16 protein-coding genes are annotated in these 19,738 nt (G+C 74.8%); 12 read left to right on the top strand and 4 right to left on the bottom strand.

Going from position 1 to position 19,738, the window contains the following annotated elements; all coding sequences use genetic code 11:
• Window positions 1-262: 262 nt before the first annotated feature.
• Together ACIP60_RS30360 and ACIP60_RS30365 are read left to right on the top strand one after the other, a co-directional pair.
• Entirely contained in the window at window positions 263-1,072 is an 810-nt protein-coding gene (locus ACIP60_RS30360) for a response regulator transcription factor (RefSeq protein WP_400690334.1), read from the top strand.
• A gap of 6 nt (window positions 1,073-1,078) precedes the next feature.
• The gene (locus tag ACIP60_RS30365; RefSeq protein WP_111555743.1) at window positions 1,079-2,503 is read left to right on the top strand and encodes a HAMP domain-containing sensor histidine kinase; all 1,425 of its coding nucleotides are present in this window, start codon (window positions 1,079-1,081) and stop codon (window positions 2,501-2,503) included.
• Between the two features lie 42 nt (window positions 2,504-2,545).
• On the opposite strand, the gene ACIP60_RS30370 is transcribed toward ACIP60_RS30365, so the two are convergent.
• Window positions 2,546-3,583, bottom strand: coding sequence for a TAXI family TRAP transporter solute-binding subunit (locus ACIP60_RS30370; RefSeq protein WP_400690337.1), 1,038 nt, complete (start codon window positions 3,581-3,583; stop codon window positions 2,546-2,548).
• Window positions 3,584-3,688: 105 nt separating this feature from the next.
• Between ACIP60_RS30370 and miaB the strand changes: the two genes are divergently transcribed.
• Together miaB and ACIP60_RS30380 are read left to right on the top strand one after the other, a co-directional pair.
• Window positions 3,689-5,218 carry a tRNA (N6-isopentenyl adenosine(37)-C2)-methylthiotransferase MiaB gene (miaB, locus tag ACIP60_RS30375; RefSeq protein WP_111555745.1) on the top strand — a complete coding sequence of 510 codons (1,530 nt, stop codon included), beginning with the start codon at window positions 3,689-3,691 and terminating at the stop codon, window positions 5,216-5,218.
• A 231-nt stretch (window positions 5,219-5,449) separates the two neighbouring features.
• Window positions 5,450-6,142: a hypothetical protein gene (locus ACIP60_RS30380; protein ID WP_400690341.1), complete on the top strand. Its 693-nt coding sequence runs from the start codon at window positions 5,450-5,452 to the stop codon at window positions 6,140-6,142.
• A 9-nt stretch (window positions 6,143-6,151) separates the two neighbouring features.
• Here ACIP60_RS30380 and ACIP60_RS30385 read toward each other — a convergent pair whose 3' ends face one another.
• Window positions 6,152-6,460 (bottom strand): antitoxin, encoded by a 309-nt coding sequence (locus ACIP60_RS30385; RefSeq protein WP_400690344.1) that lies wholly within the window; start codon window positions 6,458-6,460, stop codon window positions 6,152-6,154.
• Between the two features lie 108 nt (window positions 6,461-6,568).
• Here ACIP60_RS30385 and miaA point away from each other — a divergent pair, with 108 nt between their 5' ends.
• The 5 genes from miaA to hflX all read left to right on the top strand — a co-directional run bounded on the left by miaA (window position 6,569) and on the right by hflX (window position 13,266).
• Window positions 6,569-7,546 carry a tRNA (adenosine(37)-N6)-dimethylallyltransferase MiaA gene (miaA, locus tag ACIP60_RS30390; RefSeq protein WP_400690346.1) on the top strand — a complete coding sequence of 326 codons (978 nt, stop codon included), beginning with the start codon at window positions 6,569-6,571 and terminating at the stop codon, window positions 7,544-7,546.
• A 252-nt stretch (window positions 7,547-7,798) separates the two neighbouring features.
• Window positions 7,799-8,284 carry a hypothetical protein gene (locus tag ACIP60_RS30395; protein WP_282202716.1) on the top strand — a complete coding sequence of 162 codons (486 nt, stop codon included), beginning with the start codon at window positions 7,799-7,801 and terminating at the stop codon, window positions 8,282-8,284.
• A gap of 137 nt (window positions 8,285-8,421) precedes the next feature.
• Window positions 8,422-9,300: a diaminopimelate epimerase gene (gene dapF / locus ACIP60_RS30400; protein WP_400690349.1), complete on the top strand. Its 879-nt coding sequence runs from the start codon at window positions 8,422-8,424 to the stop codon at window positions 9,298-9,300.
• Between the two features lie 176 nt (window positions 9,301-9,476).
• A complete protein-coding gene (locus ACIP60_RS30405; RefSeq protein ID WP_400690352.1) occupies window positions 9,477-11,765 on the top strand; it encodes a RelA/SpoT family protein in 2,289 nt (762 codons plus the stop codon).
• Window position 11,766: 1 nt separating this feature from the next.
• Complete coding sequence (gene hflX, locus ACIP60_RS30410) at window positions 11,767-13,266, top strand: GTPase HflX (protein ID WP_100840403.1); 1,500 nt, start codon at window positions 11,767-11,769, stop codon at window positions 13,264-13,266.
• Between the two features lie 92 nt (window positions 13,267-13,358).
• Here the strand turns inward: hflX and ACIP60_RS30415 are convergent, their stop codons facing one another.
• Window positions 13,359-14,504, bottom strand: coding sequence for a trypsin-like serine peptidase (locus ACIP60_RS30415; RefSeq protein WP_400690356.1), 1,146 nt, complete (start codon window positions 14,502-14,504; stop codon window positions 13,359-13,361).
• 56 nt (window positions 14,505-14,560) lie between these two features.
• Entirely contained in the window at window positions 14,561-15,718 is a 1,158-nt protein-coding gene (locus ACIP60_RS30420) for a trypsin-like serine peptidase (RefSeq protein WP_400690358.1), read from the bottom strand.
• Window positions 15,719-15,970: 252 nt separating this feature from the next.
• Here ACIP60_RS30420 and ACIP60_RS30425 point away from each other — a divergent pair, with 252 nt between their 5' ends.
• Genes ACIP60_RS30425 through ACIP60_RS30435 form a run of 3 tightly spaced genes read left to right on the top strand, consistent with a single transcriptional unit; the run spans window position 15,971 to window position 19,680 of the window.
• Window positions 15,971-17,731: an IucA/IucC family protein gene (locus ACIP60_RS30425; RefSeq protein WP_400690361.1), complete on the top strand. Its 1,761-nt coding sequence runs from the start codon at window positions 15,971-15,973 to the stop codon at window positions 17,729-17,731.
• Window positions 17,731-18,285 (top strand): GNAT family N-acetyltransferase, encoded by a 555-nt coding sequence (locus ACIP60_RS30430; protein WP_400690364.1) that lies wholly within the window; start codon window positions 17,731-17,733, stop codon window positions 18,283-18,285. The genes ACIP60_RS30425 and ACIP60_RS30430 overlap by 1 nt, the downstream gene beginning before the upstream one ends.
• 6 nt (window positions 18,286-18,291) lie before the next feature.
• Window positions 18,292-19,680, top strand: coding sequence for a lysine N(6)-hydroxylase/L-ornithine N(5)-oxygenase family protein (locus ACIP60_RS30435; RefSeq protein ID WP_400690367.1), 1,389 nt, complete (start codon window positions 18,292-18,294; stop codon window positions 19,678-19,680).
• The last annotated feature ends 58 nt before the right edge of the window (window positions 19,681-19,738 follow it).

Consider the following 19,738-nt stretch of genomic DNA (forward strand, 5'->3'; position numbering starts at 1 on the left):
TCTGAGCTGAACTTGAGGATCACGGTTCGGCTACGCCGGGTAGTCGACGGGTAGCGGATACCGGCTGGGTAACGGACCGGGCAACCCGGTTGACCGGGTGACGCCGGATGGGCATGGATGCCAGGATGGCCCGGTCCCGCCGCGGGCCCGGCCATGACAACGCGCTGCCGCGGGCCGTGCCCCGACCCGGGCGCGGGCCGCGGCACCGAACGCCCGCACGTGTCCGAACCAGCCCGAACGAACCCCACGGAAAGGAAACCCGATGCGCCTGCTCCTGGTCGAGGACGACGACCGCGTGGCTTCCGCCCTGGTGGCGGTGCTCGGCCGGCACGGCTTCCAGGTCCGGCACGCCCGCAGCGGCCACGAGGCGCTGGACGCGCTCGTCCCGGACGGCAGCGACCCCTACCGGGTGGTGCTGCTCGACCTCGGCCTGCCCGACCGCGACGGCTTCGAGGTGTGCAGCCGGATCCGGGCCGGCAGCGGCGTCCCGGTGATCATGGTGACCGCGCGGGCCGACATCCGCTCCCGAATCCACGGCCTCAACCTCGGCGCCGACGACTACGTGGTCAAGCCCTACGACATGGGCGAGCTGCTGGCCCGGATCCACGCCGTGGCCCGCCGCGGCACCCCCCGCAGCACCGAGGAGAACGGCCCCGAGCCGTCCGGGCCGCTGGCCTCCCGCGGCGTCGAGATCGACCGCGAGCGCCGCCGGGTCTCCGTCGAGGGCCGCGACGTCCCGCTCACCCGCAAGGAGTTCGACCTGCTGGCGCTGCTCGCCCAGAGCCCCGGCGTGGTCTACCGCCGCGAACAGATCTTCAGCGAGGTCTGGCGCTCCGGCTGGGAGGGCAACGGCCGCACCCTGGAGGTGCACATCGGCTCGCTGCGCACCAAGCTCGGCCTGCCCGGCCTGGTCGAGGCCGTCCGCGGGGTCGGCTACCGGCTGATCCCCGACCAGCCCGACAGCGGCCCCGAGCAGCCCGACAGCGGCCCCGGGCACGGCACCACCGGTCCCGGGCACGGCCCCGGCTCCCAGGACGGCACCGGCTCCCGCGACGGCGCGGCGGGGCGCTGACCGCACGTGCGCAACCGCCTGCTCGGCATCCTGATCGCCCTGATGGCCTGCGTGCTGGCCGCGCTCGGGGTGCCCCTGGCCTACCTGATCGCCGCCTCCGAGCAGTCCAAGGTGGTCGTCGACCGGATCGACGACGCCGCCCGCTTCGCCCAGGACCTGCCCACCCAGGGCCGCCTCACCACCGCCGTCAAGGGCGACCCGCAGCCCGGCCCCGGCGACAACGGCCGACTGCACGCCCTGGCCACCGAGGCCGACCGCTACCAGGAGCTGTACGGCGCCCGGATCGGCCTCTTCCAGCGCGACGGCAGCGCCATCGCGGTCTCCCCCGGCGGCTGGCGGCCCCCCGCCGCCGGGCCCGGCCGGCAGGCGTACCAGGAGGCCCTGGCCGGCCGCCGCAGCCACAACCCGCCGCAGGTCTGGCCCTGGACCCCCGACCGCACCCTGGCCGTCGCCCTGCCGGTGGTCCGGGACGGCGACGTGATCGCCGTGGTGCTCACCGAGTCGCCCACCGACGGGCTGCGCTCGCGCGTCCTGCACCGCTGGATGGTGCTGGCCGGCGGCGAGGCGCTCGCCATGATCGTCGCCATCCTGCTCGCCGTCCGGCTCACCGGCTGGGTGCTGCGCCCCGTCCGCACCCTGGACCGGGCCACCCACGACATCGCCACCGGACGGCTCGGCGCCCGGGTCGCCCCCAGCGGCGGACCGCCCGAACTGCGCCGGCTGGCCCGCTCCTTCAACGACATGGCCGACCACGTGGTGCTCGCCATCGACCAGCAGCGGGCCTTCGTCGCCGACGCCTCCCACCAGCTGCGCAACCCGCTCGCCGCGCTGCTGCTGCGGGTCGAGCTGATCGGCCTGGACCTGCCCGAGGGCCACGAGGAGGAACTCGTCGCGGTCCGCGAGGAGGGCGCCCGGCTGGCCCGGGTCCTGGACGACCTGCTCGGCCTGGCCACCGCCGAGGGCTCCCGGCCCGAACCCGAGCCGGTCGACCTGGTCGACCTGGTCCGCACCCGGGCCGACGCCTGGCGCCCGCTCGCCGAGCAGCGCGGCGTCGCCCTGCACTGGGAGGGTCCGCCGATGGCGCACGCCTGGGCCGACCCGATCGGCTTCGGCAGCGCGCTGGACGCCGTGCTGGACAACGCGCTGAAGTTCACCCCGGCCGGCAGCACCGTCCGGGTCGGCCTGCTGATCGGCAAGGACGAGGTCACCGCCACCGTCACCGACGCCGGACCGGGCCTCACCGAGGAGGAGCTGGACCGGGTCGGCGACCGGTTCTGGCGCTCCTCCCGGCACCAGAACATCGACGGCTCCGGCCTCGGCCTGTCCATCGCCCGCACCCTGCTGCTGGCCGGCGGCGGCGGCCTCGGCTTCGAGCCCGCCGAGCCGCACGGCCTGACCGTGCGGCTCAGCGTGCCCCGGCGGCGGCGCTGACCGGCCCGCGCCGGGCTCCGCGGCGGCGGCCGGGGCGGCGGCTCAGGGCTTGACGGACTGGTAGTAGCGCCGGGCGCCCTCGTGCAGCGGCAGCGGGTCGGTGTACACCGCGGTGCGCAGGTCCACCAGCTGGGCGGCGTGCACCTGGCGGCCGATGTCGTCCCGGCTGTCGATCACCGCCCGGGTCAGCGCCTCCACCAGCGCCGGGTCCACGTCCGCCCGGGTCACCAGCAGGTTCGGCACCGCGACCGTCGGCACCGCCGTCCGCTCCGGCTCCACGTCCGGGTAGGCGTCCGCCGGGATGGTCGCCGCCCGGTACGCGTCCATGCCGGGGCCCGCCAGCTGGTGCAGCGGGTCGGACAGGTCGCCCATCGGGACGATCCGGATCGGGGTCCGCTCCGACAGGTCGGACAGCGCCGCGGTCGGCAGGCCGCCCGACCAGAAGAACGCGTCCAGCCGGTCGCGCTGCAGCTCGTCCGCGGCCTGGACGACGCTGACCGGCGACGGCCGCACGTCCCGGTCCGGGTTCAGGCCCGCCGCCTCCAGCAGCCGCCGGGTCACCAGGTTCACGCCCGACTTCGCCTGCCCCACCCCGACCCGCAGCCCGCGCAGGTCCGCCACCGAGTGCACCGGCGAGTCGGCCGGCACCACCAGCTGCATGTAGTCGTCGTACAGCCGGGCGATCGCCCGCAGCCCCGGCTTGTCCGGACTGCCGAAGCTGGCCACCGCGTCCGCCGTGGCCACCGCGAAGTCGTCCTGGTGCGTCACCAGCCGCTCCAGGTTGTCCAGCGAGCCCTCGGAGTTGTCCAGCTGCACCTTCAGCCCCGGCATGTGGTCGCCCAGGTACTGCTGCAGCAGCACCCCGTAGCGGTCGTACACCCCGCCGTCCACCCCGGTGGCGAACGCCACCCGCCCGTGCGGGCCGGACGAGGAGCGCGCCGAGGACACCCACCAGCCGCCCGCGCCCCCCGCCACCAGCAGCAGCACCGCGGCGACCCGCACCAGCCGGCCGCGCAGCACGGAACGGGCCGCGGACCGCAGCGCGGCGCCGGGGCGGAGGAGCGGGTTCGCAGCAGCCATGCCGTGGATACTGCCAGCCCCCACCGCCCGGCGGGAGCCCCCTCCCCGCCGCCCGCACCCCGGCGGGAGGCCCGCGCCGCTGCCCTTACCCTTGGCTCTGTGGGTATGGAGGAGAGCTTGCGAACTTACAAGGTCGTCACGTACGGCTGCCAGATGAACGTCCACGACTCCGAGCGCCTGTCCGGGCTGCTGGAGGAGGCCGGCTACGCCAAGGCGGCCGGCGACGGCGACCCCGACCTGGTGGTCTTCAACACCTGCGCGGTCCGCGAGAACGCCGACAACAAGCTGTACGGCAACCTCGGCCGGCTCGCCCCCGCCAAGCAGGCCAACCGCGGCATGCAGATCGCCGTCGGCGGCTGCCTGGCGCAGAAGGACCGCGAGACCATCGTCCGCAAGGCCCCCTGGGTCGACGTGGTCTTCGGCACCCACAACATCGGCCACCTGCCCGCCCTGCTGGAGCGCGCCGCCGTCGAGCGCAAGGCCCAGGTCGAGATCCTCGAATCGCTGGAGACCTTCCCCTCCACCCTGCCCACCCGGCGCGAGTCCGCGTACGCCGCCTGGGTCGCGATCTCGGTCGGCTGCAACAACACCTGCACCTTCTGCATCGTCCCCGCCCTGCGCGGCAAGGAGGAGGACCGCCGGCCCGGCGACGTCCTCGCCGAGGTCGAGGCGCTGGTCGCCGAGGGCGTCGTCGAGGTCACCCTGCTCGGGCAGAACGTCAACGCGTACGGTTCCGACCTCGGCGACCGGGAGGCGTTCGGCAAGCTGCTGCGCGCCTGCGGCCAGGTCGAGGGCCTGGAGCGGGTCCGGTTCACCTCCCCGCACCCGCGCGACTTCACCGACGACGTCATCGCCGCGATGGCCGAGACGCCCAACGTGATGCACCAGCTGCACATGCCGCTGCAGTCCGGCTCCGACACCGTCCTCAAGGCGATGCGGCGCTCCTACCGGCAGGAACGCTTCCTCGGCATCATCGAGAAGGTCCGGGCCGCGATGCCGGACGCGGCGATCTCCACCGACATCATCGTCGGCTTCCCCGGCGAGACGGACGAGGACTTCGAGCAGACCCTGCACGTGGTGCGCGAGGCCCGGTTCGCCAACGCCTTCACCTTCCAGTACTCCAAGCGCCCGGGGACGCCGGCCGCCGACATGGCGGACCAGGTGCCCAAGGCCGTGGTGCAGGAGCGCTACGACCGGCTGATCGCCCTCCAGGAGGAGATCTCCTGGGAGGAGAACAAGAAGCAGGTCGGCCGCACGCTGGAGATCCTGGTCGCCGAGGGCGAGGGCAAGAAGGACGACCGCACCGACCGGCTCTCCGGCCGCGCCCCCGACAACCGGCTGGTCCACTTCTCCCGGAGCTTGCGAGGGGAGAACGAAGAGCACGGCACGCGGCCCGAGGGCGGCGTGCGGCCCGGCGACATGGTCACCGTCGAGATCACCTACGCCGCCCCGCACCACCTCCTCGCGGAGGGCCCCGCGCTCGCCGTCCGCCGCACCAGGGCGGGCGACGCCTGGGAGAAGCGGCAGGCGGCCCCGCCGACCGCGAAGCCGGCCGGCGTGATGCTGGGGCTGCCGACGATCGGCGCGCCCAAGCAGCCGGCGACCGCGCCGAGCGGCGACGGGTGCGGCTGCTAGCGGAGGCGGACGCGCATCCGGGGGCGCGGGGAACCGCGCGCGGCGAGAGTCGCACGTCGGTGGGGTCGCGGGAGGGTGCGAGGCGCTGTCCTGCGTCGCGATCCGCCGGTGCGCGCCCGCTGGGCCGCGCAGTTCCCCGCGCCCCTGTCCGCAACCGTCTGCCACGCCCGGCGCAGCGGTTCGCCCAGCGTCCCCGGTTCCGTCCGGTCGGTGGCGCGTAGAGTGATCGACATGCTTGCTGCCGCCGCCGTGTGCCCCTGCCCGCCGTTGCTCGTGCCGGAGGTGGCGGCGGGGGCCGCCGGTGAGGTGGCGGGGCTGCGGGAGGCGTGCCTGGCGGCGGTGGGGGAGCTGGCCGGGGTCGATCTGGTGGTGGTGGTCGGGACCGGTGAGCGGGCCGGGGTGTGGACGGAGGGCGGCGCGGGGTCGCTGCGCCGGTACGGGGTGGCGAAGGCGGTGCGGCTGCCGCTGGGCGGGGTGGACGGTCCGGAGCTGTCGCCCGCGTTGACGGTGGGGGCGTGGCTGCTGGAGGAGGCGGGCGTGCGGGTGCCGACGCACGCCGTCGCGGTGCGGCCGGACACGGTGCCGGAGCGGCTGCTGGGCCTGGGCCGGGGGCTGGCCGAACTCGCGGACCGGGTGGGCCTGTTGGTGCTGGGGGACGGCAGCGCCCGGCGCTCGGTGAAGGCTCCCGGGTACCTGGACGGGCGGGCCGAGGGGTACGACCGCGCGGTGGCGCTCGCGCTGGCCGGGGCGGACGCGGCGGCGCTGGCCGGGCTGGACGCGGAGCTGTCGGCGGAGCTGATGGCCGAGGGGCGTGCCCCGTGGCAGGTGCTGGCGGGCGCCGCGGAGGGCGCCGCGCTCGGCGGTGAACTGCGCTACGAGGACGCCCCGTACGGCGTCGGCTACCTGGTGGCCTCCTGGCGCTGACGCGCCGGTTCAGCCGTTGGCGGGCGGGACCGGCGGGGTCGGGCCGGTCGGCGGCGTCGGGCCGCCTGCGGGCGTCGGGCCGGTCGCGGTCGGCGGCAGGTCGTCCGTGGGCTTGGCCGCGAAGTCGTCCCGGGCGTGCTTGGTCGCCGAGGTGCCCTTCACGATCTTGTCGGAGTACTTGTGCTTGGTGGCCTTGTCGATCGTCTCACCGGCCTTGTCCACCATGCCGTCGATCTTGTCGCCGTGCTTCCCGGCCAGCTCGCTGGCCTTCTCCTTCAGTTCCTCGGCCTTGCCCTTGAGGTTGTCCATCAGGCCCATGGGTGCACTCCTCGCATTTCGGGTCATTCCCGCACCAGACATAGCTGATCCTCCCCGGTCAACGACGCAGTGACACGGGAGGTGCTCGGCTTTTGCGAGACTGGTGGGGTGAGCGGTTCCTCTTCTTCCCCTTCCACGCGTCCCGACACCCCGCCCCGGGTGGTCTCGGTGGTCGGCCCGACGGCGGCCGGCAAGTCCGACCTGGCGGTGGCGATCGCCCGCGAGCTCGGCGGGGAGGTGGTGAACACCGACTCGATGCAGCTGTACCGGGGCATGGACATCGGCACCGCCAAGCTGACGGCGGCGGAGCGCGGCGGCGTCCCGCACCACCTGCTGGACGTGTGGGAGGTGACCGAGGCCGCCTCGGTGGCCGAGTACCAGGGCCTGGCGCGGGCGGAGATGGACCGGCAGCTGGCGGCCGGGCAGGTGCCGGTGCTGGTCGGCGGCTCGGGCCTGTACGTGCGGGCGGCGATCGACGAGATGGAGTTCCCCGGGACGGACCCGGCGGTCCGGGCCCGGCTGGAGGAGGAGCTGGAGCGGGTCGGCCCCGGCGCCCTGCACCGGCGCCTCGCGGAGCTGGACCCGGCGGCGGCGGAGGCGATCCTGACCAGCAACGGGCGGCGGATCGTCCGGGCGCTGGAGGTCATCGAGATCACCGGCCGGCCGTTCACGGCCAGCCTGCCGACCCAGCGGGCGGTGTACCCGGCGGTGCAGATCGGCGTCCGGGTGCCGCGCCCGGAGCTGGACCGGCGGATCGAGCTGCGGGTGGACCGGATGTGGGAGGCCGGGCTGCTGGACGAGGTGCGGGAGTTGGAGGAGGCCGGGCTGCGCGAGGGGCTGACCGCGAGCCGGGCGCTCGGTTACCAGCAGGTGCTGGCGTTCTTCGCGGGGGAGTGCACCGAGGACGAGGCGCGGGCGGAGACCGTGCGGGCCACCCGGCGGTTCGCCCGGCGCCAGGAGTCCTGGTTCCGCCGGGACCCGCGGATCCACTGGCTGGAGCGGCCGGAGGGCGCCGATCCGGTCGAGCTGCTGGGCCGCGCACTGGAACTGATCCACCGTCCGGAAGCGTCCCACCGGGCGGGCTGACCGGCGGTTTCCGGCTGCCCGGCGGAGGTATTCGGCCAGGCTCGCGGCGTCTGCACCGGCAGACGCAGGTGCAGGAGGTACCGGCGGTCACGGCGGGATCACGTCCTGGCATCGGATCACCCGATCAAGCCGTGCGACCCCCTGCGGGCGTGTTGGTACGTGCCATCATCGGTACCACCGAGGCCCGGCACGCGGGCCGGCCTCACCGCCCGCGAGCTCCGGAGCTCGTGTCGAGCCGTCAGGGGAGGCCGCGTGTCAACGGGTACCGGCCCCGAAACCGATGAGCTGCTCGGCGACGTCTCCGACGGGTCCGAGACCCTCCCCGAGCTCGCCGTCCCCACCACCTCGTACGCGGTGGCACTGCCCGCGATCGACGACCTGGCCGCCGCGCCGGGCGTGGTCCACGAGCGGGACATCCGGCCGCGCCGCCGGCTGCGCTGGTGGCAGATCCTGCCGATCGCCGCGACCGTGATGTTCGGCTCGCTGATGTTCGCCTTCCCGCTGGCCTTCGGCAGCGAGGGCGCGACCGCGATGATCGGCATGCTCGGCCTGCTGATCACCGCCGCCTCGGTCGGCTGGGGCGCGATGGCCGCCCGCCGGGCCGGGTACAAGTGGCCGGGCGTGCCGCGCCGCGGCAGCACCGAGCGGGCCGGGTGGAAGGCCATCGTGCTGTACACCCTGCTGGCCGCCGTGGCCGTGGCCCTCGCCGTCTGGCGGGTCGTCCACCTGCGCGGCTAGGCCCCGCCCGGCAGGATCGGCCGGACAGGGGCCAGGCCCCGTCCGCCGGGTCCGTCCCGTCTCACGGGCCGTCCGCCCCCGTCTCACGGGCCGTCCGCCCGAGGTCGGAGCGGCCCGGTTTCGTTACCATCGGCGGTGTGAGCGAGCGCAGCGGTACCAGCGGAACGGCCTTCCTCAAGGGGCACGGCACCCAGAACGACTTCGTGATCCTCCCCGACCCGGACGGCCGGATCGACCTGTCGGCGGCCACCGTCGCCGAGCTGTGCGACCGGCGGGCCGGGATCGGCGCGGACGGCGTGCTGCGGGTGGTCCGCTCGGCGGCCGAGCCCGCGGCGGCGGGGGCGGCCGGGCAGGCCGAGTGGTTCATGGACTACCGCAACGCGGACGGCTCGATCGCCGAGATGTGCGGCAACGGGGTGCGGGTGTTCGCCCGCTACCTGGTGCACGCCGGGCACGCCAAGCCGGGCGAGCTGGCGGTGGCCACCCGCGGCGGGGTCAAGCGGGTGCGGATCGCCGAGGACGGCCCGGACGGCACCCCGGGCGAGGTCACCGTGGACATGGGCCGCGCCGTGCTGCCCGGCCCGGACGGCATCACCGTCACCGTGGACGGGCGCAGCTGGCCCGCGCTGAACGTCAACATGGGCAACCCGCACGCCGTCGCCTTCGTCGAGGACCTGGCGCACGCGGGCACCCTGCTGGACGCCCCGGCCACCGCCCCCGCGGACGCGTACCCGCAGGGCGTGAACGTGGAGTTCGTGGTGGACCGCGGCGAGCGGCACGTGGCGATGCGGGTGCACGAGCGCGGCTCCGGCGAGACCCGCTCCTGCGGCACCGGCGCCTGCGCCGTCGCGGTGGCGGCGATCCGGCGGGACGGCGCCGACCCGGCGGTCACCGGCGAGGCGGTGCGCTACACCGTGGACGTGCCCGGCGGGCGGCTGGTGATCGAGGAGTTCCCGGACGGCCGGATCGAGATGACCGGCCCCGCGGTGATCGTCGCCGAGGGCGTCCTGGTCTGACCGCAGGTCAGCGCGACGGAGCGTCAGCTCCCGCTTCCCACCCGGCCCTCCGGCTAATCCGCCCGTTCGAGTGATCCGAGTGACAGAGGGGAAGCGGGGGCTCGCGGAACGTGCTCTGCTCGGTAGCATGGACCACCGGGTCGGCCGTCGCTCCGGTGTTGCTGCCGGAGGTGCAGATGACCATCCGCTCCGAGTTGGCGGGTTCGCCGTCCAAGCAGCAGGCGAGCCGGTTCAGCCGCGCGGCACTCGGCCGGGCCGGCCGGGCGGCGCTGCTCGCCACCGGGCGGACGCCCGTCCCCGACGCCATCGAGCCGATCGTCCAGGCCCACCGGGTGCACCACCCGCAGGCCGACGTACCGCTGCTGACCAGGGCGTACCGGGTCGCCGAGGAGAGCCACCGCGGGCAGACCCGCAAGAGCGGCGAGCCCTACATCACCCACCCGCTCGCGGTGACGATGATCCTCGCCCAGCTCGGCGCGGACACCACCGCGCTGGTCGCCTCGCTGCTGCACGACACCGTCGAGGACACCGAGGTGACGCTCGATCAGGTCGCCGAGGACTTCGGGCCCGAGGTGGCGTACCTGGTCGACGGCGTCACCAAGCTGGAGAAGGTCGACTTCGGGGCCGCCGCCGAGCCGGAGACCTTCCGCAAGATGCTGGTCGCCACCGGCGACGACGTCCGGGTGATGGTGATCAAGCTCGCCGACCGGCTGCACAACATGCGCACCATCCGGCACATGAAGCCCGCCAGCCGGGTGCGGATCGCCAAGGTCACCCGGGACGTGCTGATCCCGCTGGCCGAACGGCTCGGCATCCAGGTGGTCAAGGCGGAGCTGGAGGACATCGTCTTCGCCACCCTGCACCCCGAGGAGTACGAGCGCACCGGCGCGGTGGCCGAGGGCTGGGCGGACGGCGTGCTCGCCCCGTTCGCCGCCGAGCTCGGCCGCCAGCTCGGCGAGGCCGGCATCCCCGCCGCGGTCACCGTCCGCCCCCGGCACCTGGTCTCGCTGCACCGGGTGATGATCAAGCGCGGGGCCGGGCCGGACGGCGCCGGACTGCGGCCCGCCGACTTCGGGCGGCTGCTGGTGGTGGTCGAGGAGAACGCCGACTGCTACGCCGTGCTCGGCGAGCTGCACACCTGCTGGACGCCGCTGCCCGGCGAGTTCAAGGACTTCGTCGCCGCCCCCAAGTTCAACCTGTACCAGTCGCTGCACACCGCCGTCGCGCTGCCCGGCGGCGAGGTGGTCGAGGTGCTGGTCCGCACCCGGCGGATGCACGAGGTCGCCGAGACCGGCGTGGTCGCCCTCGGCGACCCGCGCACCGCGCAGCAGGGCGCCGCCGACGACCCCGAGGACCGCACCGACCCGGCCCGCCCCGGCTGGCTGGCCCGGCTGCTCGACTGGCAGCAGGACACCCCCGACCCGGACGCCTTCTGGTCCGCGCTCACCGCCGACCTGCGCGACGACCGCGAGATCACCGCCGTCACCGAGGACGGCGCCACCCTGCACCTGCCCGCCGGGTCCAGCTGCCTGGACGCCGCCTACCTGCTCGGCGAGGAGACCGGCCACCGATGTATCGGCGCGCGGGTCAACGGCCGGCTCGCCGCGCTCTCCACCGAACTGCGCGACGGCGACATGCTCGGCCTGCTGCTCGCCCCCGACGGCGAGGACAGCGGGCCCGACCCGCAGTGGCTGGAGTACGTCCGCACCCCCGGCGCCCGGCTCGCCGTCGAACGCCGGCTGGCCGCCCGTCCGGCCGCCCCCGCCGCCGAGGTGCCCGAGCAGACCGGGGCCCCGGCCGTCCCCGCCGCCGGGGCCCCGGTCGCGCCGCCCGCCGCCGTCGCCCCGGCCGAGGTGCCCGGCCTGCCCGGCGCCGCCGTCCGGCTGGCCCGCTGCTGCACGCCCGTCCCGCCCGACGAGGTGACCGGCATCGTGCTGCGCGGCGGGGCCGTCGCGGTGCACCGGGCGGGCTGCCCGACCGGCACCCGGATGCTGCACGGCGGCCGCCGCCCGGTCGAGGTCCGCTGGCTGCCCGGCGGCGCCCCGCAGTGGGGCTACCGGGCCACCCTGCACGCCGAGGCGCTCAACCGCCCCCGGCTGCTCGCCGACCTCACCGCGGCGATCTCCGGCGAGGGCGTCTCCATCTTCTCCGCCGAGGTCGAGCCGCCCCGCCAGCTGCGGGTCCGGCACAGCTACACCCTGGAGCTGCCCGACGCCGCCGCGCTGCCCGCCGTGATGCGCGCGGTGCTCCGGGTCTCCGGCGTGTACGACGTCTACCGGCCCGGCGGTCCCGAGACGGCGGCGGACGGGGCGGCGGGGGACGGGACGGCGGGGGCGGGTGCCGACCCGGACGGGGCGGCTGGTAAAAGGGATGACTCGGGCACGGCGGACGTGCAACCATCGTGGGGAATTCACGGCGGCTCCGCCGTGTTGTCCGAGAGCACGATCCGATCAACCCAAGGATGAAATGACCTCCACGTTCGACAGCCGCACCCGATCGAGCGAGTCCGCCAGCCGGCTCGCCGACCTCAAGGCGGAAGCCCTGATGGACGAGGACCTCGCGGCGATCGACGAGGGCCTCGGCAACTACGACGGAGAGCAGTACGACCGCTCCGAGCGCGCCGCGCTCCGGCGCGTGGCCGGCCTCTCCACCGAACTGCAGGACGTCACCGAAGTCGAGTACCGCCAGCTCCGCCTGGAGCGCGTGGTGCTCGTCGGCGTGTGGACGGACGGCACGCTGGAGGAGGCGGAGAACTCGATGGCCGAGCTCGCCGCCCTCGCCGAGACGGCCGGCTCCGAAGTCCTGGACGGCGTGATCCAGCGCCGCGACAAGCCCGACGCGGCCACCTACATCGGCTCCGGCAAGGCCAAGGAGCTGCGCGACATCGTCGCCTCCACCGGCGCCGACACCGTGGTCTGCGACGGCGAGCTGACGCCCGGCCAGCTGATCCACCTGGAGGACGTGGTCAAGGTCAAGGTGGTCGACCGCACCGCCCTGATCCTGGACATCTTCGCCCAGCACGCCAAGTCCCGGGAGGGCAAGGCGCAGGTCTCGCTCGCCCAGATGCAGTACATGCTGCCGCGGCTGCGCGGCTGGGGCCAGTCGCTGTCCCGGCAGATGGGTGGCGGTGGCTCCGGCTCCTCGGGCGGCGGCATGGCCACCCGCGGTCCCGGTGAGACCAAGATCGAGACCGACCGGCGGCGGATCCGCGAGAAGATGGCGAAGCTCCGCAAGGAGATCGTCGAGATGAAGAAGGGCCGCGACACCAAGCGGCAGGAGCGGCGGCGCAACCACGTCCCCTCGGTGGCCATCGCCGGGTACACCAACGCGGGCAAGTCCTCGCTGCTCAACCGGCTCACCGGCGCCGGCGTCCTGGTGGAGAACGCCCTGTTCGCCACCCTGGACCCGACGGTCCGCCGGGCCGAGACCCCGAGCGGCCGGCTCTACACCCTGGCCGACACCGTCGGCTTCGTCCGGCACCTGCCGCACCACCTGGTCGAGGCGTTCCGCTCCACCATGGAGGAGGTCGCCGACGCCGACCTCATCCTGCACGTGGTGGACGGCTCGCACCCCGAGCCGGAGACCCAGCTCGCCGCCGTCCGCGAGGTGATCGTCTCGGTCGACGCGCAGAACGTGCCGGAGATCGTGGTGATCAACAAGGCCGACGCGGCGGACCCGCTGGTCCTCCAGCGCCTGCTGCGCCGCGAGCCGCACGCCCTGGTGGTGTCGGCCCGCAGCGGTCAGGGCATCGAGGAGCTGCTCGCCCTGATCGACCAGGAACTGCCCCGCCCCGCGGTGGAGGTCAGGGCCCTGGTCCCCTACACCCGCGGCGACCTGGTCTCCCGGGTGCACGCGGAGGGCGAGCTGATCTCCACCGAGCACACCGCGGACGGCACCCTGCTGCACGCCAAGGTGGCGACGGCGCTGGCCGCCGAGCTGGAGCGGTACGCGGTCGTCACGGCCTGACCGACCCGGCACCGGCACCGGCCGTCCCGGCGGCGGAGGAACGGGCGGGTGGCGCACCCCGGGGTGCGCCACCCGCCCGTTCGTCGTCGCGGCTACTTCACCAGGAAGGCGTCGAACATCTTCTTGGCGTCCGGGCCGAGGGTCGGCCCGGCCTGCCAGCGGTTGGCGTTGTCGCCGATCGAGACGTTGGAGAACAGCATCGTCCGGCCGCCCTGCTTGGTCAGCCAGCCGCCGCCGGAGGAGCCGCCGGTCATGGTGCAGCCGATGGCCAGCATCGGCGGGCGCGAGCGGTCGAAGACGAACGGGGTCAGCTTGGCGCCGGAGTCGCAGTGCTCCAACTCCTCGCCGTCGTAGGGCTTGCCGGCCGGGTAGCCGTACGCCCTGGGCGCGGTGATGTCCTCCGGCTCGGCGTTGAACAGGATCGGCACCGAACCGCCGACGGTCTCCTCCAGCGAGACGTCCGAGCCGTCCAGCGAGGCCACCCGGATCACCGCGAAGTCGAACTGGTTGGCCGCGGTGCCCACCATGCTGCCCTCCTGGGTCCACTGCGGCATCACCAGCATGCCGGTGGCCAGCCAGCGGCCCAGCGGGGCGACCTGCTCCCAGGTGGCGTCCCGGCCCTTGCCGTTGCTGGTGACGCCGGTGCGGTTGTAGCCGGGCGCGAACATCACCTTGGTGAAGTAGCCCTTGCCCTTGCCCCCGTGGGCGCAGTGCGCGGCCGTCCAGACCAGGTTGCTCTTCCCCGGGTTGTTCGGGTCGGAGACCACGGTGCCCGAGCAGACCGCCTGGCCCTCGTCCGTCTCGAAGAAGATCTTGCCGATCACGGCGGTGTCCGCGGCGTACGGGTGCGGCTGGGCCTTGGCCGGTACGGTCGGCGGGAAGACCACGTCCCGGATGCTGGGGGCCTTCTCGTCCGGCGTGATCACGGTGGTCTTCTTGGGGTCTGAGGGCTTCTTGGTGTCCCAGAAGCTCCTGATCGCCTCGATGTCCTCCGGCTTGAAGCCGTTCTTGGAGGCCCACTCCTTCCAGTCGTCGGAGCTCCAGTTCGGCACCCGGGACAGGAAGTTCTGCAGTGCGCCGATGTCGACGGCCTCCTTCGACGCGGAGGAGGACTCGGCGGGCGGCGGCGAGGGGAGCGCCTTCTGGGTGCAGCCGGCGGTGGTGACGGCGAGTACCGTCACCAGGGCGGCCGCGGCCGCGTTCCGGACTCGGCGCGCTGTGCGGTGCTGGTCGGTCATTGGGTGTTCCCCCGGGGTCGGGTCGGGTCGGATCGGGCGGAGGCGACGGGCGGTCGTCACTTCCGGGAGATGTAGTCGAGCGCCTGGCGGGCCACGTCCTCCAGGTAGGGGCCGTTGAGCGCGGTGTGCGCCTGGGTGCCGATCGAGGTGTTGCTGACCAGCCGCTGGCGGCCGTCCGGGCCGTCGGCGAACCAGCCGCCGCCCGACGCGCCGGCCGTCATGGTGCAGCCGATCACCAGCATCGGGGGCCGGGCCGGGTCAAAGCCGCGCGAACCCGGGCGGCCGGAGTCGCAGAGCTCCAACTCCTGCCCGTCGAACGGGGCCAGCGCCGGGTACCCCCAGGCCTGGATCGCGAGCTGCTCGCGCGGGGCGTCGAACCAGACCGGCACGGCGGTGCCGATGACCTCCTCCAGCGAGCGGGTCTCGCTCTCCGGGCCGCGCACCTTGATCACCGCGAAGTCGTACTGGTTGGCGGCGCCCCCGCCCTTGGTGCCCTCGGTGGTCCACAGCGGCGAGGTGATCACCTTGTCGGCCCACCACTGCCCGAGCGGGGCGACCTCGGCCAGCGCCGCCCGGCGGTGGTCGCTGGCCGCGCCGGAGCTGTTGTACGCCGGGACGAACACCAGGTTCCGGTACCAGTCGCCGCCCTTGCCCTCGTGCACGCAGTGCGCGGCCGTCCACACCAGGTTGCTCCTCCCCGGGTGGTTCGGGTCGGCGACCACGGTGGCCGAGCACTGGCCGGTGCCGCCGTTCGGCGCGGTCGTGAAGACCTTCCCGGACGCCGGGTAGCTGGTGTACGGGCGCGGCACCGGCCGGGCGGCCACCGGCGGCGGCGCGGACGGCGAGCCCGTGGTGGCGGACGCGGTGGTGCCGGCGGACGCGGCGGCCGGGGCGTCCACGGAGGGCGACGGCGACGGTGACGGCGACGGCGTGGCGGGCGGCGGGGCGGACGGCCCGTCCGCGGCGGGGGCGGGCTGCCGGGGCGGGGCCTGGTCCATCCGGTCGGCGCTCCACAGGCCCGGCACCGCCGGGTTGCGGAAGCCGTGGCGCTGCGCCCAGCCGTCCCACTCGGCGTACCCCCAGCGCTTCAACTCGGCGAAGCTGCGCGGCTCCCCGTCGCCCCCGCGACCGCCGGTCGAGGTGCAGGCGCTCGTCCCGCCCGCCACCACGGCGACCGCGGACAGCAGGGCCACCACCCCCCGTGCCCTCACCATCAACCCCCCAGAACGGACCGACTCCCGGGACAGTCTTCCACCCGGGCCCGGAGCGGCGGGCGCGCGGTGCCCCTCCGTTGACGTCCGGTCATCGAACCGTGATGGTGACGGTCCGTCAGGGTGCCGTCCGCTCACACCTGCGGGTGAGGGATCGCCCGAAACTCACCGGAACGAGTGATCCGTCCTTGTGCCCGGTGGTGGTGGACAGGCAACCCTTACCCGTAGGCAGTCACGCGGCTACAAGGAGCGGATTTGGCCAGCACCCTCACCGGCGTCCCCCCGGCCGCCCGGCCCGCGGCCGGGCACCCCACCCCGGACCCGCTGCTCGACCCCGACCCGGCCGTGGCCGCCGAACACGCCGCCACCGAGAGCCTGTTGCGCTGCTGGGCCCGGGAGACCGCGGCCGAGCGCCCCGACGGCGACCTGCTGCGGATCCCGGTGCTCGGCGGCGCCGCCCAGCTGTCCGCGCCGGTGCGGCACTGGTCGGCCTGCGGCTGGCACCGGTTCGGCCCGGCCACCGTCTCCACCGGCGCCGCCGAGCACCCGGTCGACGCGGTCACCGTCGCCGCCCTGGTGGCCGGTGCCACCGGCCGCCCCGAACCCGGTCAACTCGCCGACCTGACCGCCCGGGTGGCCGACTCCTCGGCCCGCACCGCGGAGATCCTCACCCACCGCCGGGCCGCCCCCGCCGCGCCCGCCGACGCGTTCCTGCGCGCCGAGCAGTCGCTGCTGCTCGGCCACCCGCTGCACCCCACCCCGAAGAGCCGCGACGGCCTCGGCCCCGCCCAGTCCGCCGCCTACTCCCCGGAGCTGCACGGCTCGTTCCGGCTGCACTGGTGGGCCGTGCACCGCTCGCTGCTGGCCGGCGACAGCGCCACCGGCACCCCCGCCGAGCAGCTCACCGCCGACCTGTACGGCCGCCCGCTGCCCGCGGGGACGGCCGCCCTGCCGCTGCACCCCTGGCAGGCCCGCGAGCTGGCGCTGCGCCCGGCCGTCGCCGACCTGCTGGAGCAGGGCCTGCTGACCGACCTCGGGCAGCACGGCGAGCCCTGGCACCCCACCAGCTCGGTGCGCACCGTCTGCCGCCCCGGCACCCCGTGGATGCTCAAGCTGTCGCTGGGCCTGCGGATCACCAACTCCCGCCGGGAGAACCTCCGCAAGGAGCTGCACCGGGGCACCGAGGTGCACCGCCTGCTGGAGTCCGGCCTGGCCGCCCAGTGGCGGGCCGCCCACCCCGGCTTCGACATCGTCCGCGACCCGGCCTGGATCGGCGTCGACCACCCCGCGCTCGGCGACCCCAACGGCCTGGACACCGTGCTGCGCCGGCTGCCGTTCGGGCCCGCCGACCGGGCGCTGTGCGTGGCCGGGCTGGTCGCCGAGCAGCCCCTGGACCGGCTCGGCTCGCACCTGGCCGACGTGCTGGCCGAGTTGGCCGTCCGCACCGGCCGCCCGGTGCCGACCGTCGCCACCGAGTGGTTCCTGCGCTACCTGGACACCGTCGTGCTGCCGATCCTCTGGCTGGACGGGCGGGCCGGCATCGCCCTGGAGGCCCACCAGCAGAACAGCCTGGTCCTGCTGGACGCCCAGGGCTGGCCCGCCGGCGGCCGCTACCGCGACAACCAGGGCTACTACTTCCGCGCCTCGCACGCCGACCGGCTGCGCGCCCGGCTGCCCGGACTCGGCGCGCACAGCGACACCTTCGTGCCCGACGCGGTCGCCGACGAGCGCTTCGCCTACTACCTCGGCATCAACCACGTGCTCGGCCTGATCGGCGCCTTCGGCTCCCAGGGCCTCGCCGACGAGCAGCTGCTGCTGGCCGCGCTGCGCCGCTTCCTGTCCGGCCCCGCCGCCACCGCCACCGGCTCCGCGCTCCCCGCCCACCTGCTGGACGCCCCCACCCTGCGCTGCAAGGCCAACCTGCTCACCCGGCTGCACGGCCTGGACGAACTGGTCGGCCCGGTCGAGACCCAGTCGGTGTACGTCGAGATCGACAACCCGGTGGCCCGGGCGTGATGCCCGAGACCGGCACGATACCCACCGCGGTCGGCGAACTCGTCCTGCGCACCGTGCGGCCGGCCACCGACCTGGACCTGCTCACCGGCTGGATGAACGACCCGGACACCGACCGCTGGTGGGCCCTGGCCGGCCCGCCGCGGACCACCGCGGAGCACCTCGCCGCCCAGCTCGACGGCGACGGCCGCAGCCGCCCCGCGCTGGCCCTGCTCGACACCGTGCCCACCGGCTACTTCGAGCTGTACCGGGCCGACCTCGACCCGCTGGCCGCGCACTACCCCGCCCGCCCGCACGACCTGGGCGTGCACCTGCTGCTGGCCCCCGCCGCCCGCGGCCGGGGCCTGGCCGCCCCGCTCCTCGACGCGATCGCCACCCGGCTGCTGGAGCGCGAACCGCGCTGCACCCGGGTGCTCGCCGAACCCGACGTCCGCAACACGCCCTCCGTCCGGGCGTTCGCGCGCGCCGGGTTCGACCGCGTCGCCGACCTCGACCTGCCCGACAAGCGCGCCGCCCTGATGGTCCGCCGGCGCGCCGACACCACCGCCGATACCTAGGACGACATGACTCCCCATGACGACACGGCGGGCCAGCAGCCCGAGCCGTACGACCTGATCGGCGTCGGCATCGGCCCGTTCAACCTCTCGCTGGCCGCGCTCGCCGACCGGGCCGAGACCGTCGGCGCGCTGTTCCTCGACGCCCGGCCCGAGTTCCGCTGGCACCCCGGCATGCTCGTCGACGGCGCCCGGATGCAGGTGCCGTTCCTGGCCGACCTGGTCACCCTGGTCGACCCCACCAACCCCTGGTCGTTCCTCAACTACCTGCGCGACCAGCAGCGGCTGTTCCCGTTCTACTTCAGCGAGCGCTTCCAGCTGCCCCGCCGCGAGTACGACCACTACTGCCGCTGGGCCGCCGAACGGCTCCCCAACTGCCGCTTCGGGCAGCCCGTCACCGCCGTGCACTGGGACGCCGCCGACCAGCTCTACCTGGTGCACGCCGCGGGCGCCGTGCACCGGGCCCGCAACCTGGTCCTCGGCACCGGCACCGAACCCGCCCGCCCCGAGGCCTTCGCCCCGCTGCGCCGGCACCCCGCCGTCCTGCACTCCGCCGACTACCTGGAACGCCGCCGCTCCCTCGACGCGGCGCGGGACGTCACGGTGGTCGGATCGGGCCAGTCCGGCGCCGAGGTCTTCCTCGACCTGCTCCGGCACCGGGCCGGCGACGGCACCCGGCTGCGCTGGCTCACCCGCACCCGGGCACTGGCCCCGATGGAGTACTCCAAGCTCGGCCTGGAGCAGTTCACCCCCGACTACACCCGCTACTTCCACGGCCTGCCCGCCGACGTCCGGGACGCCCTCGTCCCCGCCCAGTGGCAGCTGCACAAGGCCGCCAGCGCCGAGACGCTCGCCGAGATCCACGACCACCTGTACGAGCGCACCGTCGGCCGCCCGATCGACGCCGAACCGGTCGAGATCCTGCCCGGCACCGCCGTCACCGAAGCCGCCCAGGGCCCCTGCGGCGGGCTCGAACTGCACTGCCGGCACGGCGACTCCGGCCGCCGCCACCTGGTCCGCACCGACGCCGTGGTGCTGGCCACCGGCTACCGGGCGGTGCGCCCCGCCGCCCTCGACCCGATCGCCGAGCTGATCGACTGGGACGGGCAGGGCCGCTACCGGGTCGACCTCGACCACCGGGTCGCCACCCGGCCGGAACTCACCGGCGGTCTGTACGTCCAGAACGCGGAGCTGCACACTCACGGAGTCGGCACCCCGGACCTCGGGCTCGGCGCCCACCGCGCCGCCGTGATCCTCAACGCCGTCGCGGGCAAGACGCTCCACCCGCTGCCCCACCGCACCGCCTGGACCACGTTCCTCCCGGCATCCGCCCCGCCGCCGTCGGCGACACTCCCACGACCCCAGGAAGGGACCGAGCGTGCAGCAGCCAGCCGCTGACTCCGTACTCCACCTGCCACCCCAGCTCACCACCGGGCACTGGCAGGCCGCCGGACGG

The organism is Kitasatospora sp. NPDC088783 (assembly GCF_044750705.1).
GTDB classification, from domain to species: Bacteria; Actinomycetota; Actinomycetes; order Streptomycetales; family Streptomycetaceae; genus Kitasatospora; species Kitasatospora fiedleri.

Bases quoted from the DNA above. Each gene is read 5' to 3' on its own strand.
- ACIP60_RS30360 (WP_400690334.1), top strand. From the start codon at position 263: ATGCGCCTGCTCCTGGTCGAGGACGACGACCGCGTGGCTTCCGCCCTG.
- ACIP60_RS30370 (WP_400690337.1), bottom strand. From the start codon at position 3,583: ATGGCTGCTGCGAACCCGCTCCTCCGCCCCGGCGCCGCGCTGCGGTCC.
- miaB (WP_111555745.1), top strand. From the start codon at position 3,689: ATGGAGGAGAGCTTGCGAACTTACAAGGTCGTCACGTACGGCTGCCAG.
- ACIP60_RS30380 (WP_400690341.1), top strand. From the start codon at position 5,450: ATGCTTGCTGCCGCCGCCGTGTGCCCCTGCCCGCCGTTGCTCGTGCCG.
- ACIP60_RS30385 (WP_400690344.1), bottom strand. From the start codon at position 6,460: ATGGGCCTGATGGACAACCTCAAGGGCAAGGCCGAGGAACTGAAGGAG.
- ACIP60_RS30405 (WP_400690352.1), top strand. From the start codon at position 9,477: ATGACCATCCGCTCCGAGTTGGCGGGTTCGCCGTCCAAGCAGCAGGCG.
- hflX (WP_100840403.1), top strand. From the start codon at position 11,767: ATGACCTCCACGTTCGACAGCCGCACCCGATCGAGCGAGTCCGCCAGC.
- ACIP60_RS30415 (WP_400690356.1), bottom strand. From the start codon at position 14,504: ATGACCGACCAGCACCGCACAGCGCGCCGAGTCCGGAACGCGGCCGCG.
- ACIP60_RS30420 (WP_400690358.1), bottom strand. From the start codon at position 15,718: ATGGTGAGGGCACGGGGGGTGGTGGCCCTGCTGTCCGCGGTCGCCGTG.
- ACIP60_RS30430 (WP_400690364.1), top strand. From the start codon at position 17,731: ATGCCCGAGACCGGCACGATACCCACCGCGGTCGGCGAACTCGTCCTG.
- ACIP60_RS30435 (WP_400690367.1), top strand. From the start codon at position 18,292: ATGACTCCCCATGACGACACGGCGGGCCAGCAGCCCGAGCCGTACGAC.